We start from the raw sequence: 17,962 nt of genomic DNA, 5'->3' as shown, positions 1-17,962 counted from the left end.
TATAAAAATTATGTATTTCATCGTAAGAAAGAGCCCCTTTTTCGATGAAATACATGGTTTTCAACAGGTTATCAACAATTGATTCAACATTTTAAACTCTGAAACACTTTTAGAGTCTAAGTAGAAAATAAGGTGATTTTGACAAAAGAAGCTGTTTTTATTGAACAACTTAAAAATAAAAAAACGCAACAACATGCGTTCAGGGACCTTATTACACAAAACAAACAACGCTTATACTGGCATATCCGCCGAATTGTTCTAAATCACGATGATGCCGACGACATCCTTCAAAATACATTTATCAAAGCATTCAGGAGTATCGAAAACTTTAAAGGAGACAGCGCTGTTTATACATGGTTATACCGTATAGCAACTAACGAGTCGATTACCTTTTTAAACAGTAAAGCCAAAAAATTAAATATTACCAATGAAGAATTGCAGGATTCAATAGTAAACAATTTGGAAGCCGACATACATTTTGATGGTGGCGAGATTGAACTCAGGCTACAAAAGGCCATTGCCACACTGCCTGAAAAACAGCGCCTTGTTTTTAACATGAAATATTTTGACAGTTTGAAGTACGATGACATCTCTGAAATTTTAGGAACTTCGGTAGGGGCCCTGAAAGCATCTTACCATCATGCCGTAAAGAAAATTGAAGAATTTTTAACCAATGATTAAACTTTTTAAAAAATAGAAGGTCAAACAAACGTGTTGAGAAAGAACTATTTACATAAAGACAACAGCTTTAAAGTCCCCGAAGGTTATTTTGACAACCTTGAGGATGCTATTTTAACCGGCATGTCATTCCGGGATGGTTATATCCCTTCAACAAACAATTTCAAAGTGCCTGACGGCTTTTTCGACAACATGGAAGATCGTATCGAAATACAGTTACGATCAGGCAACAGCGTTATTTCTCTATACCGAAAAAACAAGAAACGTTTGGTAACAGTAGCCGGTATTGCTGCTGTTTTTATTTTAATGGTAAGCATCATTAAACCTTTTATGTTTAAAAACAATATTGACAATATACCTGCTACCGAAGTAGAAGATTATATCAACTCCAATTATACCAGTTTGTTCAGTTTGGATTTTGAAGATTATTTTTCATCTGAAGATGAAATTGAGCAATTTCAGATACTTAACAACAATGCTATAACTGAAGAGGAATTAATTGAATACATTAACGAAAATATAGATCCTTACGAGGAACTAACCATAATTGAATAAAATGAAAAAATTAATTACATTATACATACTATGCTTATTCGTCCCTGTTCTTCAGGCACAAGAAAGTAAACATGAAAAAATAAAAGCACTCAAGGTAGCCTTTATCACAGAAAAACTGGCACTCACTACTGAAGAAGCTGAAAGTTTCTGGCCTATTTACAACTCATATGACGATACCATGCATAAATTGAAGTATGAAGAAATGGGCAAAATAAAAAGAACGTTAAAAGAAACCCCTTTGGAAAGTTTATCAGAAACCAGGGCTAAAAAAATGTATCAGGAATGGCTGTCATTAGAAAACCATATGTGCTCCAACAGGAGAAATATGCTCACGCAGCTCGAAGCTGTTTTACCATACAGCAAAATCATGATGCTCCAAAGGGCAGAATGGGAGTTTCATCGAAAACTGATAGACCAGTTAAGGAATGAAAAAAGAAAAGGAAAAGAGAGAAAAAAATAAACGGTTGACGAAAATAGATTTCAGAGACAACCTCCTCATTCTCTAAATGCCAATTTTGCTATTCTGTTATTTCCGGCTGCATAAGCAATGGAGTCATTTAAAAATCGAAGCGTATAAAAAGCCTCATCAGAAAGATGCTTCCAAGTCCTGCCTCCATCTTTACTATAATCGACCCCTTTAAAGCCTACTGTCACAATTTCTTTGGCTTGTCCTCCAGGAACATACTGCACACATGACCTATACCCCGGAGATTGCCCGTTTGCCACTAATTGCCATGTTTTTCCTCCATCAACGGTGACAGCCTTATTGGCTACAGAATCACCAGGATTTTTATAATCTCCTCCTATGACAATTCCATTATCCTCATCATAAAAATCGACAGAATATATTCCTTTGGTCTCTCCCGTCACAATGGGCGTATCAAATACTTCCCATGTTTCTCCTTTATCAGGAGAAAAGAAAACCCTGCTCTGCATCCCTCCGGTAACCATCCAAGTTTTATCACCTATAACCTTTATATTCGTATCACTGGCAGCAAAAGCAGCTTCCCCTTCTGCTGTTTCCGGCAACACATCACAAGATAACTTTTTCCATGTCTTTCCCCCGTCACGGGTTATGATTACTGAAATACAACTTTCAGTTGGGTCGCCCATAGCGATTCCCTCCAGATCATTCCAAAAGGTCATACTATCATAAAACACTTTTTCATGTTCCTCTTTATAAACCAAATCCAATTGCCCGTTATCTCCCGTCTTTACCAAAATCGCAGGATTGGCTGTTGACAGCATATAAAAATCGGTTGAAGTACTCGCTACAGCCCTGAATTCAATATCAAGCGAGTCATAATCCACCGTAGAGGTCCTCACCGTCTTCGAGTCTGTATTATAGATTCCATAAATATTTTTGGATCCCGCAAAAGCCAAATTCCCTTGCATTACGGTAATTGCACGAATGCTCACCTCCCCGTCGTATATTTCTACAATGTCAACCTCAGCAATATCCTTTGGCACATATTCCTCAACTTTCTCTGTTACTTCCGCTGCTTCTCTTACTTCTTCCCTGACCACTTCCTTATCTTTTTGCTTTTCTTTACAAGAAACTGCCAGTACAAGCAATACGAATGGTACTAATATGTGTTTTTTCATCTGTTTGATATTTAGATTTATGAACATGAAGTCGCAATTTCTTCACTTTTGGTAATTCACAAAAAAACAAATCATGGACCGAAAGTGTACAATGATGATTTTTTACGCGCATACCGCAAATGAGTTTTAATCAAAAATAATACATTCAACCTAAAACCCTACCTTTGTCCCGCAATTTAATATGTATGAGATTACACAGAAATTTAGTTTTTGCGGTGATTGATGGTCTCCATCTCATTTTTAACGAGAATGAATATGCCGACAAAGTAGTTGAAAAACTCTTAAAAAGAGATAAACGCTGGGGTGCCAGAGATCGCGGTTTTATAGCGGAAACTGTATACGATATCGTTCGATGGAAACGTTTATACGCAGAAATAGCAGAGGTTAAGGAACCTTTTAACAGAGAAAACCTTTGGCGTATTTTTGCTGTCTGGGCTGTTTTAAGGGGATACAAACTCCCTGACTGGAAACAATTGGAAGGCACGCCGATAAGGCGTATCAAGGGACGCTTTGATGAACTTTCAAAAAACAGGGTCTACCGTGAATCTATCCCCGACTGGCTGGATAAACTCGGTGGGAAAGAACTGGGAACCGAGATATGGACAAATGAGCTTGCTGCACTCAATGCACAGGCCGATGTTATACTCAGGGTAAATACCCTAAAAACCACGAAAGAAAAACTACAAGGGCTCTTATTCGACAATAATATAGACACAGCGTTCATAAAGGGATATCCCGATGCATTGAAACTGAAGGAACGTACGAATGTTTTTACAACCGAAGCCTTTAAAAATGGATACTTTGAAGTTCAGGATGCTTCTTCGCAATTAGTTGGCAGCTATCTGGATGTAGCACCCGGAATGCGTGTTGCCGACGCTTGTGCCGGAGCCGGCGGCAAGTCGCTCCATTTAGCTGCCCTTATGGAAAATAAAGGGCAGGTAATCTCTATGGACATCTACGGCAATAAACTAAAAGAGCTGAAACGAAGAGCCAAACGGAATGGTGCCCACAATATCGAAACAAGAGAGATCGACTCTACCAAAGTGATTAAAAAATTACACGGTAAAATGGATCGGGTACTAATCGATGCCCCTTGTAGCGGATTGGGGGTTTTACGCAGAAACCCGGACGCCAAGTGGAAGTTACAACCTGAATTTCTGGAAGAGATAAAACAAACGCAGCAGCAAATTCTGCAAGATTATTCCAGGATGGTAAAGCCGGGCGGTAAAATGGTCTATGCCACCTGTTCAATTTTACCCTCAGAAAATCAAGATCAGGTTAATAAATTCTTAAAAACCGAACCGGGCCAAGAATTTAAGCTGGTAAAAGAAGAAAGAATACTATCTCACCAGTCAGGCTTTGACGGATTTTATATGGCACTGCTTGAAAGAAAATCATAACATTTACATAAAATTTAAAATCCCGCCTTTTGCGGGATTTTATATAGCGGTTATTTTCTTATAAATGGTTAAATTTGCGCTTTCAATAACAACACAACAAACATCATTTTTATGATCCTTTTCTTCGGTAATCCAAAAACCAAAGTTTATGCGGTTCAGACCAATACTGAACTGAACTCAGAAGATATCTCAAAATTAGTTTGGCTTTTCGGGAATCAATCACAGATCGAGAATCAAATTATTGATAATCACTTTATTGGTCCAAGGGCTGCCATGATCACTCCCTGGAGCACCAATGCAGTGGAAATCACCCAAAACATGGGAATTGAAGGCATTAAAAGAATTGAAGAATATTTTGCTTCGACAGAAGAAGATAAAAGTTACGATCCTATGCTTTCGCAAAAATATGCGAAATTAAATCAGGAAATCTTTACTGTAGATATCCTGCCTGAACCTATTATTGAAATAGGCGACATTGCTGCTTACAATACCAAAGAAGGATTAGCATTAAGTGATGATGAAATAGAATACCTGAACAGTTTAGCAGAAAAACTGGGAAGAAAATTAACCGATTCCGAAGTATTTGGTTTTTCACAAGTAAATTCAGAACACTGTCGCCATAAAATATTCAACGGTACTTTTGTTATTGACGGCGAAGAGAAACCAAGTTCTTTATTTAAGCTTATAAAAAAGACATCTGAAACACACCCTAACGAAATTGTTTCTGCATACAAAGATAATGTGGCCTTTGTTAAAGGACCTAAAGTGCAGCAATTTGCTCCTAAGAGTGCCGACAAGCCCGATTATTATGAAGTAAAAGATTTCAATTCTGTTATTTCACTTAAAGCGGAAACCCACAACTTCCCTACTACGGTCGAGCCTTTTAATGGAGCGGCAACTGGAAGTGGTGGTGAAATACGTGATCGTCTTGCCGGAGGAAAAGGGTCTCTACCTTTGGCGGGTACTGCTGTTTATATGACCTCTTATTCGCGTTTAGAGGAAAATCGCCCTTGGGAACAGGGCATGGATGAGCGCAAATGGTTATATCAGACTCCAATGGATATCCTGATCAAAGCCTCTAATGGAGCTTCTGATTTCGGAAATAAATTCGGTCAGCCACTAATTACCGGTTCTGTATTAACCTTCGAACATGAAGAAGATGCCCGTAAACTTGGTTTCGATAAAGTGATCATGTTAGCCGGCGGAATCGGTTACGGTAAAGAAGATCAGTCTATCAAAGCTACTCCAAGAAAAGGAGATAAAGTAGTTATACTTGGTGGTGAAAACTACCGAATTGGTATGGGAGGTGCTGCGGTATCTTCCGCAGATACCGGGGAGTTTGAAAGTGGAATCGAACTAAATGCGGTTCAACGTTCCAATCCGGAAATGCAGAAACGCGCTGCCAATGCCATCCGCGGTATGGTAGAGAGCAATGAAAATGATATCGTTTCTATTCACGATCACGGTGCCGGCGGACACTTAAACTGCCTCTCTGAGTTGGTTGAAGAAACAGGTGGAAAAATTGATCTGGACAAACTTCCTGTTGGAGACCCTACCCTGTCAGCAAAAGAGATTATCGGCAATGAAAGCCAGGAACGCATGGGACTGGTAATCTCTCAGGAAAAAATAGATACGCTGAAAAAAATCGCGGATCGTGAACGTTCCCCTATGTATGAAGTGGGTGATGTTACCGGCGATCATCGATTTACTTTTGAGTCGTCTTCAAACGGTGATAAACCGATGGATTTTGAACTTTCTGATATGTTCGGAAGTTCTCCTAGAACCATTATGAATGACACCAAGATTCACCGAAATTATAAAAACGCAGATTACACAACAGAAAAAGTTGCAGCATATCTTGAGCAGGTATTACAGCTTGAAGCAGTGGCTTGTAAAGACTGGTTAACTAATAAAGTAGACCGTTGTGTAGGCGGACGCGTAGCAAAACAACAATGTGCCGGTCCGCTACAATTGCCTCTAAACAACTGTGGTGTTATGGCCCTCGATTATCAAGGGAAGGAAGGTATCGCTACCTCCATAGGACACTCTCCTGTCTCTGCTATTATCGACCCGGTTGCCGGTAGCAGAAACTCCATAGCCGAATCACTTACAAACATTGTATGGGCTCCTTTAAAAGATGGACTTAAAAGCATATCGCTTTCTGCTAACTGGATGTGGCCATGTAAAAATGAAGGTGAAGATGCCCGTTTGTATGATGCTGTTGAAAGTTGTTCTGATTTTGCCATTGAACTGGGAATCAATATTCCGACAGGAAAAGATTCACTATCCATGAAGCAAAAGTATCCGGACGAAGAAGTTATTGCCCCCGGAACTGTCATTATTTCTGCCGCAGCCAATTGCAACGATATCAATAAAGTTGTCGAGCCTGTACTTAAAAAAGACGGAGGTAATATATACTATATTAACCTGTCTCAAGATGCATTTAAACTTGGAGGATCTTCTTTCAATCAAATTTTGAATGTTATAGGAAATGAAACCCCGACAATAAAAAACGCCGTTAAATTCAAAACTGCTTTTAACACCATTCAGCAATTAATAAAAGAAGATCAGATCAGTGCAGGGCACGATGTTGCCAGCGGTGGATTGATCACGACCCTATTAGAGTTGTGTTTTGCCGACAATAACCTTGGTGCAGATCTTGATCTGAGCAGTTTAGGTGAAAACGATACCGTTAAAATACTATTTGCAGAAAATTCCGGGATTGTATTCCAGGCCAATACTTCTGTCGAAGAAACTTTGACCAACAACAGTGTTGAATTCTTTAACATCGGTAAAGCAAATGACTCCGGAATCGTAAGCATCAAAAACAATGCTGATGCATTTTCTTTTGATATAGCGAAATACAGAGATATCTGGTTTAAAACATCTTATCTGTTAGATCAGAAGCAAACGGCTAATGGTTTAGCAAAAGAACGATTTGATAATTATAAAAATCAGGCTTTACAATACCAATTCCCCGGTCACTTTACAGGTAGACGTCCTGATATTGATAATTCCAAACCAAGACCAAAGGCGGCTATTCTAAGAGAAAAAGGAAGTAATTCTGAACGTGAAATGGCCAACGCAATGTATTTGGCAGGTTTTGACGTAAAAGATGTGCACATGACCGACCTTATCTCGGGAAGAGAAACTCTTGAAGATATTCAGTTTATCGGAGCTGTTGGAGGTTTTTCAAATTCAGATGTTCTCGGAAGCGCCAAAGGGTGGGCCGGAGCTTTCCTGTATAACGAGAAAGCAAACAATGCCCTTAAAAAATTCTTCGAGAGAGAAGATACTCTTTCTGTAGGTATCTGTAACGGATGTCAGTTATTTATGGAGCTGGAGGTTCTAAATCCTGAGCATGAAGTTCATGGAAAAATGACTTATAACGATTCTCATAAACACGAGAGTAGCTTTACCTCTGTAAAAGTGCAGGAGAATAACTCTGTAATGCTTTCCACCCTTGCCGGTACTACATTGGGTGTATGGATTTCTCATGGTGAAGGTAAGTTCAGGTTACCTCTTTCTGAAGATCGTTATAATATTGTTGCTAAATATGGGTACGAAGGTTACCCTGCAAATCCAAACGGCTCTGACTACAATACAGCTATGATGTGTGACAGAACAGGTAGGCACCTGGTAACCATGCCTCATATTGAACGCTCTATCTTCCAATGGAACTGGGCAAACTACCCCAATGGAAGAAAAGATGAAGTTTCTCCATGGATAGAAGCTTTTGTAAATGCCAGAAAATGGTTAGAAAAAAAGTAATTTAGAAATATATCTTATTAAAAATTAAGGAGTTGATAACATACAACTCCTTTTTTTATGACATCTATTGAAATTAAAGGGCTTTTTTCATATTTTGCAAATCACTTAATCTCACACAGATATGAACAAAGTTTCCCGATTATTTGATATTCCATATTATCAATTAGAAAAATTCAATTTAGAAGATGCTTTGGTTACCAAGCATAATGATAATTGGGTAAAAACTTCTTCTCAGGAATATGTAAATAATGCTAATAAAATTAGTAGAGCACTATTGAGAATGGGAGTAAAACCTAACGACAAAATAGCTGTTATTTCTTCTACTAACAGAACAGAATGGCATATGGTCGATATCGGAGTTTTACAATTAGGAGCTCAGAATGTACCCATATACCCCACCATATCTGAAGAAGATTATGAATATGTATTAAATCACTCCGAATCAATTTACTGTTTTGTCTCTGACGAAGAAGTCTTAACCAAGGTACGTGCCATCCGGAACAATGTTCCAAGCCTGAAAGAGGTCTATAGCTTTGATACCATAGAAAGCTGTAAAAACTGGAATGAAGTCTTGGCTTTGGGAGAAGATGACAGTAATCAAAGTGAAGTCGAAGCTGTAAAAGAAAAAGTGCAACCAGACGATCTGGCAACCCTCATCTACACCTCAGGCACAACAGGCAGGCCAAAAGGAGTAATGCTGACTCATAAAAATATCGTATCTAATGTAGTGGATAGTGAAGAACGCGTACCATTGGACACAGGCGATAAAGCATTAAGCTTCCTCCCTATTTGTCATATTTTCGAACGAATGGTCGTTTACTTATACCAATATTGCGGTATCCGTATCCATTTTGCAGAATCCATCGAAAAAATGGGCGACAATCTTAAAGAAATCAAGCCACATGTCATGACGGTTGTTCCAAGGCTTACAGAAAAAGTATATGATAAAATTTATGCCAAGGGAAGTGATTTAAAGGGGATCAAGAAAAAATTATTCTTTTGGGCATTAGCACTGGGCGAAGAATTTGAACCCTATGGAGATAATGGATGGTGGTATGAGAAAAAACTAGGGATTGCCCGCAAGCTGATATTCAGTAAATGGCAAGAAGGCCTTGGAGGTCAATTAAAAATCATGGTTTCGGGAAGTGCTGCTTTACAACCCAGATTGGCCAGAGTTTTTGCTGCTGCCGGAATTCCTATTATGGAAGGCTACGGACTTACAGAAACATCTCCTGTAATTGCTGTTAATGATCAACGTAACCGGGGGTGGAAAATAGGTACAGTCGGTAAAATGCTGCCAAATGTAGACGTGAAAATCGCTGAAGACGGAGAAATCCTGTGCAAAGGTCCCAATGTGATGGTAGGCTATTATAAAGATCCCGAAAAAACAGCCGGTGTAATGACCGATGGTTATTTTCATACAGGCGATATCGGTGAAATCGATAAAGAAGGTTTTTTAAAAATCACTGACCGCAAAAAGGAAATGTTTAAAACCTCCGGAGGTAAATACGTAGCTCCGCAGCTAATCGAAAATGAAATGAAGCAATCTCGCTTCATAGAACAAATAATGGTTGTTGGTGAAGGGGAAAAAATGCCCGGAGCATTAATTCAACCTAATTTCGAATTTGTTGAAGAGTGGGCCAGACGTCATAATATTGACCTCGGAAATACGCTTGAAGCTCTTTCAAAAAATGAAACTTTAATCGAACGCATCCAGGAAGAGATTGATTTTTACAATGCACATTTCGGCAAATGGGAACGAATCAAAGTCTTTAGGCTAACCCCTGATGTCTGGAGCATTGAAGAAGGACACCTCACTCCCACTATGAAGCTTAAACGAAAAATCATTAAAGAGAAATATATAAACTTGTATAACGAAATTTATGGCCGCTGACAAATTTCGTTTTTATGACACTATACAAGACTCCTTTTAATTAAAAGGAGTTTTTTTTGAATTACCCTCAAAATTATTAACAAAATTTTTATTTTTATTTGTTATGCATGCATAGCATTTTTTGTTATATTTGAGGAATGCATAATAAATAAAATGAAAGATAAAACCATAGATTATGCCTTAAGGGCCACCTGGCAAGCTGTAGCCAGAATGTATAATGAAGAAGCAGCAAAGTTTGAAACCACTATGGCTACTGGTTTTACACTTCTGAGTATAGATCCTGAAAAGGGTACGCCCTCTACTTCTCTTGGACCAAGAATGGGAATGGAATCTACCAGTCTTTCCCGAATTCTAAAAAATATGGAAGAAAAAGGTTTAATCCGCCGTAAACCCAATCCGGAAGACGGTAGAAGTGTCTTAATATGCCTGACCGCTTTTGGGAAAGAAAAGAGAGAAATTTCTAAAGCTGTGGTTTTAAGGTTCAACGAGGTGGTTAAATCCAATGTATCAGAAACGGACCTGAATGGCTTTTTCAATGTGATGGAAACAATTAATGAACTGATCACAGAGAAAAAAGTATATACCCAAGAAGTTAACACAGAAAAATCATAAATAAAGCCATCATATCTGTCCTGATCTGGTGGCTTTGTCATTTTTAAAAACTATAAAAGAGAAAACATGACACGAAGAATTAATAAAGTTGCTGTAATCGGCTCCGGGATAATGGGGAGTGGTATTGCATGCCACTTTGCCAATATTGGAGTTGAAGTTTTATTACTGGATATCGTTCCCAGAGAACTTACCGAAAAAGAACAGGCAAAAGGCTTAACTCTCGAAAACCCGGTTGTTAGAAATAGAATAGTAAACGACAATCTTACAAGCGCATTAAAATCAAAGCCGTCCCCTATTTATCATCAAAAGTTTGCCAATAGAATACAAACTGGAAATTTAGAGGATGACCTGCATAAAATTTCCGGCGTAGACTGGATCATTGAAGTAGTTGTTGAAAGACTTGATATCAAGAAAAAGGTTTTCGAACAAATAGAAAAACACAGAAAACCGGGCACTTTAATTACTTCAAACACCTCCGGTATTCCTATTTCCTTTATGAATGAAGGTAGAAGTGAGGATTTCCAAAAACACTTTGCGGTAACGCACTTCTTTAATCCTCCGCGCTATCTGAAATTATTTGAAGTAGTTCCCGGACCTGACTGTAGTCAGGAAGTTACTGACTTCTTAATGTCATATGGCGAAAAGTTTTTAGGAAAGACATCGGTTTTAGCCAAAGATACTCCGGCATTTATAGGAAACCGAATTGGAATATTCGGAATTCAGAGTTTATTTCATCAGGTTAAAGAGATGGGACTCACCGTGGAGGAAGTTGATAAACTTACCGGTCCGGTTATCGGAAGGCCTAAATCAGCCACTTTCAGAACTGTCGATGTAGTAGGCCTAGACACCTTAGTTCATGTTGCAAACGGACTCTATGAAAACTGCCCCGAAGATGAGGCTCACGGACTCTTCAAACTCCCCGGATTTATAGAGACCATGATGGAAAACAAATGGCTCGGTAGTAAAACGGGACAAGGGTTTTATAAAAAGGTAAAAAGCGATGACGGTAAAAGTGATATACTGTCATTAGACTTAGACACCATGGAATATCGCACCAAAAAGAAAGTATCCTTCCCTACTTTGGAACTTACTAAAACTATAGATAAACCTATAGACAGATTTAAAGTGCTGACAGGAGGAAAAGATAAAGCGGGTGAATTTTACCGCAAGAACTTTTCGGCATTATTTGCCTATGTTCAGAATCGTATCCCCGAAATATCTGACGAACTATACCGGATAGACGATGCCATGAAAGCCGGTTTTGGATGGGATAACGGTCCGTTTGAAATATGGGATGCCATCGGTGTTGAAAAAGGAATTGAATTAATGAAAGCTGAAGGCTACGAAACAGCTTCATGGATAACTGAAATGACCGAAGGAGGCAACTCTTCATTCTATACGGTTAAAGACGGTGCTACATTCTACTACGATATTCCTGCAAAAAAGCAAGTTAAAAAGCCGGGGCAGGATGCCTTCATCATACTTGACAACATCAGAAAATCGAACGAGGTCTGGAAAAATAGTGGTGTAGTCGTTGAAGATTTAGGTGATGGTATCTTAAACTGTGAATTCCAGTCTAAGATGAATACCATAGGAGGCGACGTCCTTGCAGGACTAAATAAAGCTATCGATCTGGCTGAAAAAGACTTTCAGGGACTAGTAATTGGAAATCAAGGAGCTAACTTCTCGGTAGGAGCCAATATCGGAATGATATTTATGATGGCTGTAGAACAAGAATACGATGAGCTGAATATGGCTATCAAGATGTTCCAGGATACCATGATGCGTATGCGATATTCTTCAATCCCTACCATTTCAGCCCCGCACGGAATGACCCTGGGAGGCGGCTGTGAATTGTCGTTACATGCCGATAAAATAGTAGCTGCAGCAGAAACATATATCGGGTTGGTAGAATTTGGGGTTGGTGTGATTCCCGGAGGTGGTGGCTCTAAAGAAATGGCGCTCCGTGCATCTGACTTATTCAGAAAAGATGATGTGGAATTGAACGTGTTAAGAGAACACTTCCTTACAATTGGTATGGCAAAAGTTTCTACCTCAGCTTACGAAGCCTACGACCTTAATATCCTCCAAAAAGGAAAAGATGTGGTCGTCGTAAATAAAGACAGACAAATTGCTGAAGCTAAAAAACATGCCCTGTTGCTTGCCGAAGCAGGATACACGAAGCCGATTAAACGCACCGATGTTAAGGTATTAGGAAAACAGGCATTAGGCATGTTCTTGGTAGGTACTGATGCAATGTATGCGGGTAAATACATTTCTGATCACGATAAGAAGATTGCCAATAAACTGGCCTATGTTATGGCCGGTGGAGACTTATCTGAAGCTGGTTATGTATCCGAACAATATTTATTAGACATTGAACGTGAAGCTTTCTTATCGCTGTGTACCGAAAGAAAAACATTAGAACGTATTCAGCATATGTTAAAGACGGGAAAACCACTGAGAAATTAATGGTTGAATGTTTTAATAATCTTTTCTAAAAAATTTAATAAAATGAAAACAGCATATATAGTAAAAGCATATCGAACAGCAGTAGGGAAAGCCCCAAGAGGACTGTTTCGTTTTAAACGTCCTGATGAATTAGCTGCGGAAACCATCCAATACATAATGGACAAAGTTCCTGAACTTGATAAAAATCGTATAGACGATGTTATTGTAGGGAACGCTATGCCGGAAGCCGAGCAAGGCCTTAACATGGGACGCCTGATTTCATTAATGGGATTAAAAACAGAGGATGTTCCGGGAGTTACCGTAAACAGGTACTGCGCTTCCGGGTTAGAAACTATTGGTATCGCTACGGCCAAAATTCAGTCGGGAATGGCCGATTGTATTATTGCCGGTGGTGCTGAAAGTATGAGCTTTATTCCGATGGGTGGATACAAACCTGTTCCGGATTATCAATTAGCTAAAGAAGGGCACGAAGATTATTATTGGGGAATGGGACTTACAGCTGAAGCCGTAGCCAATGAATATAACGTTTCGAGAGCCGATCAGGATGTGTTTGCATATAATTCACATCAAAGAGCTTTAAATGCTATTAAAGAAGGGAAATTCAAAGAACAGATTGTACCGATAAATATCGAACAAGTATATGTTGACAAGAACAACAAAAAAGTAACCAAAAGCTATATTGTAGATACAGATGAAGGCCCCAGGGCAGATACATCGATAGAAGCATTAGGAAGGTTGCGCCCGGTGTTTGCTCAAGGTGGAAGTGTTACTGCGGGTAACTCATCACAAATGAGCGATGGTGCCGCTTTCGTATTGGTTATGAGTGAAAAAATGGTAAAAGAACTAAATCTGGAACCTATTGCCAGATTAGTGTCATATGCCGCAGTAGGTGTTGAACCCCGTATCATGGGGATAGGTCCTATTAAAGCGATTCCAAAGGCTATTGACCAGGCTGGACTGAAACTGAATGACATTGAGCTTTTCGAATTAAATGAAGCCTTTGCTTCTCAGTCGTTAGCCGTTATCCGAAAATTAGGTTTAGATCCTGAAATTGTAAATGTAAATGGAGGTGCTATATCACTTGGTCATCCTCTTGGTTGTACAGGCGCTAAACTTTCTGTTCAGTTGTTTGACGAAATGAGAAGAAGGCAGCATAAATATGGTATTGTTACCATGTGCGTTGGAACAGGGCAAGGTGCTGCCGGCGTATACGAATTTTTGAATTAATCAGATCAAGAAATGGGACTAGAGTAATGAGACTGTTTAAACTCAATACTAACTAAAAAACTATATAAAATGAGTACAGAATCTATAAACAAAAAATTAACTCGTGGCGGTGAATTCATCGTCAAGGAAACTAAAGCGGAAGATATATTTACTCCGGAAGACCTCAATGAGGAGCAAAAAATGATGCGTGATTCAGTCATTGAATTCGTAGATCGTGAATTATGGCCGAACAAACCCAGATTTGAAACCAAAGATTACGCATTTACAGAAGAACTAATGCGTAAAACAGGAGAATTGGGGCTGCTTGGTGTAGCTGTACCGGAAGCGTATGGCGGACTAGGAATGGGCTTTGTATCAACGATGCTGGTCTGCGACTATATTTCTGGTACCAGTGGCTCCTTTAGTACGGCGTTCGGAGCGCATACCGGAATTGGCACCATGCCGATTACACTATACGGAACAGAAGAACAGAAACAAAAATATGTTCCTAAACTGGCTTCGGGAGAATGGTTTGGCGCATATTGTCTAACTGAACCCGGAGCAGGTTCTGATGCTAATTCGGGGAAAACAAAAGCTGTTCTTTCAGAAGATGGTACGCATTATAAAATTAGCGGACAAAAAATGTGGATATCAAATGCCGGGTTTGCTAATTTGTTTATAGTTTTTGCCCGTATAGAAGACGACAAAAACATTACTGGTTTTATTGTTGAGAATGATCCCGGAAATGGTATTACCCTTGGTGAAGAAGAGCACAAATTAGGGATTCATTCCTCTTCCACCCGTCAGGTATTCTTTAGCGATACCAAGGTTCCGGTTGAAAACATGTTATCAGAACGTGGTAACGGTTTCAAAATAGCCATGAACGCCCTTAATATAGGAAGAATAAAGCTAGCTGCTGCTTGCCTGGATGCCCAGAGAAGAGTTATAACCGAAGCCGTTAAATATGCTAATGAACGTATTCAGTTTAAAACGCCAATTGTTAAATTCGGAGCGATTAAGCAAAAACTTGCAAACATGGCCACCGCTGCCTATGTCGGTGAATCTGCCTGTTACAGGGCGGCTAAAGACATCGAAGACCGTATCGCAATTCGTGAATCTGAAGGAAATTCTCATCAGGAAGCTGAATTAAAAGGTGTAGAAGAATACGCTATTGAATGTTCGATCCTTAAAGTGGCAGTATCGGAAGATGTTCAGGAATGTACAGATGAAGGCATCCAGATTTTTGGGGGAATGGGTTTTAGTGCCGACACACCAATGGAATCTGCATGGCGTGACGCGAGAATTTCAAGGATTTATGAAGGAACCAACGAAATTAACAGAATGCTTACCGTTGGGATGCTTATTAAAAAAGCGATGAAGGGACATGTTGATCTTTTAGGTCCGGCCATGGCCGTAAAAGACGAGTTAATGGGAATCCCTTCTTTTGATACTCCCGATTATTCTGAATTATTTTCGGAAGAAAAAGAGATTCTGGGGAAACTGAAAAAAGCATTCTTAATGATTGCAGGTGCAGCAGTTCAGAAGTACGGACAAGACCTGGAAGAACATCAGCAATTATTAATGGCGGCTGCCGATATCATGATAGAAATATACATGGCGGAATCTGCCATACTGAGAACTGATAAAAATGCAAAACGCTTTGGAGAAGAATCTCAGAAAGATCAAATAGCAATGTCTAAACTTTATTTATTCAATGCTGTTGAAAAAATTAATTCTAAAGGAAAAGAAGCTATAATATCATTTGCTGAAGGTGATGAGCAACGTATGATGCTTATGGGACTTAAGCGATACACCAAATACACAAACATGCCTAATATAGTTGCACTCAGAGACCAGATTGCCGAAAAGATTTCTGAAGAAAATGCCTATGTTTTTTAAGTTGGTTTTAACCGGTTATATGATTTAATTGTTAGCTAAAAGCCGCATCAGCGGCTTTTAGTTATTTCTGAAGTTTCTCCAGTATATCATCTTCTTTGGAAACGCTCGAAAAATTCATGGCGGTTTCAATCAAAGCCAAATGCGAATACGCCTGAGGGAAATTGCCAAGTAAACGCTTCGTTTTAAAATCTATATCTTCGCTAAATAATCCCAAATGATTACTATACGAGAGTAGTTGATTAAATAACCTTTGGGCAGGCTCGTGTTCCCCGATTTTAAACAAACTATTGATATACCAGAAAGTACAGATTGTAAATGATGAGCTTGGTAAACCAAAATCATCTTTGTTTTTGTACCTGTATAAAAGTCCGTCATTACTAAGCTCCTCTCCTATGGCTTTTACAGTACTTATATACTTTGGATTTTTTGCCTCTATAAAGCCATAGGATTCCATGAGTAAAACAGATGCATCAAGATCAGCAGAACCATACGATTGTGTAAATGCTTGTTTCTCTTCATTCCAGGCATTCGCCAGGATATCTTCTTTGATTTGTTGCTCCAGAATCTCCCATTTTTTGATTTTCGAATCTTTCTTCAGAAGTTGCGCTACCCTAAGCGCCCGTTCAATAGCGACCCAACATAATACTTTTGAAAATGTAAAATGGCGCTCCTCTGTTCGAAATTCCCAGATTCCCTTATCGGGCTCCGTCCAGTGTTTATTAACAACCCACACAATCCCTTTTGTTATACTCCATAATTCCTCATCGTGTTCTATATCGGTTCTGAAATGCACTAATTGCTGATGAATGACATCCATCAAAATACCATAGATATCATTCTGGCGTTGTTCGTAAGCAGCATTACCGATTCGGACAGGTTTGGAGCCCTCATACCCATTTAAATGATCGAGCGTTCGTTCTGTAAGTTCTTTTTCCCGGTTTATCCCATACATAATCTGGAGTTTCTCATCCTTATCTGGCATCAGGTCTGTAATAAATCTCAAAAATCGTTTTACCATATTTTTATGCCCTAATTCCGACGAAACTTTAATAACCATTGATGCATCTCTTATCCAGCAAAATCGATAATCCCAGTTTCTCACCTCACCAATGGTTTCCGGCAATGAAGTGGTTGCCGCTGCAAGCACGGCCCCTGATTTCTGATAACTCAGTAACTTAAGGGTAATAGCACTGCGCTCTATCCAGTCACTATACTGCTCATATACCGGAATACGCTCTACCCAATTTAGCCAATAAACTTTGGTGCGTTCAAGTTCAAGGTAAATGCTTTTAACAGTCGGCTCTAATATTTTTTCATGGTATGTAATCAGGAAATAACCATTCTTGATCAATTTTATTTCTTCACCATCAATGATCTTATCCTTCTTAAAATTGGTATACAGAAATAAAGTATCAAAACGTTCTTCATGGGTTAAACTTGCAATAAAATTATCTTTGGCATACGACCTTGTAGTTCCGATTGCATATTCCAGCTTCGGATTGTACTTTACCTTAAAAACGGGAGTTCCGGAGACAAGCTTTACATACCTAACTACTTCAGGAGGAGAATGATAACCGCCACTATCCTTTTTATACCGGGGCATGAAATCTCTTATTTCAAAAGCATCATTCCCCCTGTGAAAGCTAGTCACCAAAATACTGGTTCCAGGAATATAATATTGATTTACAGCATAATCATCATCTACTAAAATTTCAAAACTCCCTCCTATCTTCTCATCTAATATTTTCGCAAAAACCGATGAAGAATCAAATTCCGGAAGGCAACACCAATCCAACGATCCGTATTTAGATATTAATGCTGCACTCCTGCAGTTACCTATGATACCATAATCCAAGTTTTTCATTAAATT

The 17,962-nt window shown here is 39.1% G+C and carries 12 protein-coding genes; 10 read left to right on the top strand and 2 right to left on the bottom strand.

Annotation, left to right across the window (positions count from 1 at the left end; translation table 11 throughout):
- The first annotated feature begins 138 nt into the window (after positions 1 to 138).
- Genes MQE36_RS11200 through MQE36_RS11190 form a run of 3 tightly spaced genes read left to right on the top strand, consistent with a single transcriptional unit; the run spans position 139 to position 1,693 of the window.
- Positions 139 to 681 carry an RNA polymerase sigma factor gene (locus MQE36_RS11200; RefSeq protein ID WP_242936064.1) on the top strand — a complete coding sequence of 181 codons (543 nt, stop codon included), beginning with the start codon at positions 139 to 141 and terminating at the stop codon, positions 679 to 681.
- Between the two features lie 33 nt (positions 682 to 714).
- A complete protein-coding gene (locus MQE36_RS11195; protein WP_242936063.1) occupies positions 715 to 1,233 on the top strand; it encodes a hypothetical protein in 519 nt (172 codons plus the stop codon).
- Position 1,234: 1 nt separating this feature from the next.
- Entirely contained in the window at positions 1,235 to 1,693 is a 459-nt protein-coding gene (locus MQE36_RS11190) for a hypothetical protein (RefSeq protein ID WP_242936062.1), read from the top strand.
- A gap of 35 nt (positions 1,694 to 1,728) precedes the next feature.
- On the opposite strand, the gene MQE36_RS11185 is transcribed toward MQE36_RS11190, so the two are convergent.
- A complete protein-coding gene (locus tag MQE36_RS11185) occupies positions 1,729 to 2,838 on the bottom strand; it encodes a beta propeller repeat protein (protein WP_242936061.1) in 1,110 nt (369 codons plus the stop codon).
- A 185-nt stretch (positions 2,839 to 3,023) separates the two neighbouring features.
- On the opposite strand from MQE36_RS11185, the gene MQE36_RS11180 reads away from it, so the two are divergent.
- The 7 genes from MQE36_RS11180 to MQE36_RS11150 all read left to right on the top strand — a co-directional run bounded on the left by MQE36_RS11180 (position 3,024) and on the right by MQE36_RS11150 (position 16,092).
- Positions 3,024 to 4,238 carry an RsmB/NOP family class I SAM-dependent RNA methyltransferase gene (locus MQE36_RS11180; protein ID WP_242936060.1) on the top strand — a complete coding sequence of 405 codons (1,215 nt, stop codon included), beginning with the start codon at positions 3,024 to 3,026 and terminating at the stop codon, positions 4,236 to 4,238.
- Positions 4,239 to 4,349: 111 nt separating this feature from the next.
- Positions 4,350 to 8,009: a phosphoribosylformylglycinamidine synthase gene (gene purL, locus MQE36_RS11175; RefSeq protein WP_242936059.1), complete on the top strand. Its 3,660-nt coding sequence runs from the start codon at positions 4,350 to 4,352 to the stop codon at positions 8,007 to 8,009.
- Between the two features lie 121 nt (positions 8,010 to 8,130).
- Complete coding sequence (locus MQE36_RS11170) at positions 8,131 to 9,903, top strand: AMP-dependent synthetase/ligase (RefSeq protein WP_242936058.1); 1,773 nt, start codon at positions 8,131 to 8,133, stop codon at positions 9,901 to 9,903.
- A 153-nt stretch (positions 9,904 to 10,056) separates the two neighbouring features.
- Positions 10,057 to 10,515 carry a MarR family winged helix-turn-helix transcriptional regulator gene (locus MQE36_RS11165; RefSeq protein ID WP_242936057.1) on the top strand — a complete coding sequence of 153 codons (459 nt, stop codon included), beginning with the start codon at positions 10,057 to 10,059 and terminating at the stop codon, positions 10,513 to 10,515.
- A gap of 66 nt (positions 10,516 to 10,581) precedes the next feature.
- A complete protein-coding gene (locus MQE36_RS11160; protein WP_242936056.1) occupies positions 10,582 to 12,987 on the top strand; it encodes a 3-hydroxyacyl-CoA dehydrogenase/enoyl-CoA hydratase family protein in 2,406 nt (801 codons plus the stop codon).
- A gap of 42 nt (positions 12,988 to 13,029) precedes the next feature.
- Positions 13,030 to 14,214 carry an acetyl-CoA C-acyltransferase gene (locus MQE36_RS11155; RefSeq protein WP_242936055.1) on the top strand — a complete coding sequence of 395 codons (1,185 nt, stop codon included), beginning with the start codon at positions 13,030 to 13,032 and terminating at the stop codon, positions 14,212 to 14,214.
- Positions 14,215 to 14,283: 69 nt separating this feature from the next.
- Positions 14,284 to 16,092 carry an acyl-CoA dehydrogenase family protein gene (locus tag MQE36_RS11150; RefSeq protein ID WP_242936054.1) on the top strand — a complete coding sequence of 603 codons (1,809 nt, stop codon included), beginning with the start codon at positions 14,284 to 14,286 and terminating at the stop codon, positions 16,090 to 16,092.
- 61 nt (positions 16,093 to 16,153) lie between these two features.
- Here MQE36_RS11150 and MQE36_RS11145 read toward each other — a convergent pair whose 3' ends face one another.
- Positions 16,154 to 17,956 carry a glycoside hydrolase family 15 protein gene (locus MQE36_RS11145; RefSeq protein ID WP_242936053.1) on the bottom strand — a complete coding sequence of 601 codons (1,803 nt, stop codon included), beginning with the start codon at positions 17,954 to 17,956 and terminating at the stop codon, positions 16,154 to 16,156.
- Positions 17,957 to 17,962: the final 6 nt, after the last annotated feature.

The sequence above is a fragment of the Zhouia spongiae genome, assembly GCF_022760175.1.
In the GTDB taxonomy this organism is placed as follows: domain Bacteria; phylum Bacteroidota; class Bacteroidia; order Flavobacteriales; family Flavobacteriaceae; genus Zhouia; species Zhouia spongiae.
Note: the sequence above shows the minus strand (reverse complement) of the source record. Positions and strands in the feature narration are given on the sequence as shown.

Bases quoted from the DNA above. Each gene is read 5' to 3' on its own strand.
- MQE36_RS11170 (WP_242936058.1), top strand. From the start codon at position 8,131: ATGAACAAAGTTTCCCGATTATTTGATATTCCATATTATCAATTAGAA.
- MQE36_RS11165 (WP_242936057.1), top strand. From the start codon at position 10,057: ATGAAAGATAAAACCATAGATTATGCCTTAAGGGCCACCTGGCAAGCT.
- MQE36_RS11145 (WP_242936053.1), bottom strand. From the start codon at position 17,956: ATGAAAAACTTGGATTATGGTATCATAGGTAACTGCAGGAGTGCAGCA.
- purL (WP_242936059.1), top strand. From the start codon at position 4,350: ATGATCCTTTTCTTCGGTAATCCAAAAACCAAAGTTTATGCGGTTCAG.
- MQE36_RS11180 (WP_242936060.1), top strand. From the start codon at position 3,024: ATGAGATTACACAGAAATTTAGTTTTTGCGGTGATTGATGGTCTCCAT.
- MQE36_RS11150 (WP_242936054.1), top strand. From the start codon at position 14,284: ATGAGTACAGAATCTATAAACAAAAAATTAACTCGTGGCGGTGAATTC.
- MQE36_RS11190 (WP_242936062.1), top strand. From the start codon at position 1,235: ATGAAAAAATTAATTACATTATACATACTATGCTTATTCGTCCCTGTT.
- MQE36_RS11160 (WP_242936056.1), top strand. From the start codon at position 10,582: ATGACACGAAGAATTAATAAAGTTGCTGTAATCGGCTCCGGGATAATG.
- MQE36_RS11185 (WP_242936061.1), bottom strand. From the start codon at position 2,838: ATGAAAAAACACATATTAGTACCATTCGTATTGCTTGTACTGGCAGTT.
- MQE36_RS11155 (WP_242936055.1), top strand. From the start codon at position 13,030: ATGAAAACAGCATATATAGTAAAAGCATATCGAACAGCAGTAGGGAAA.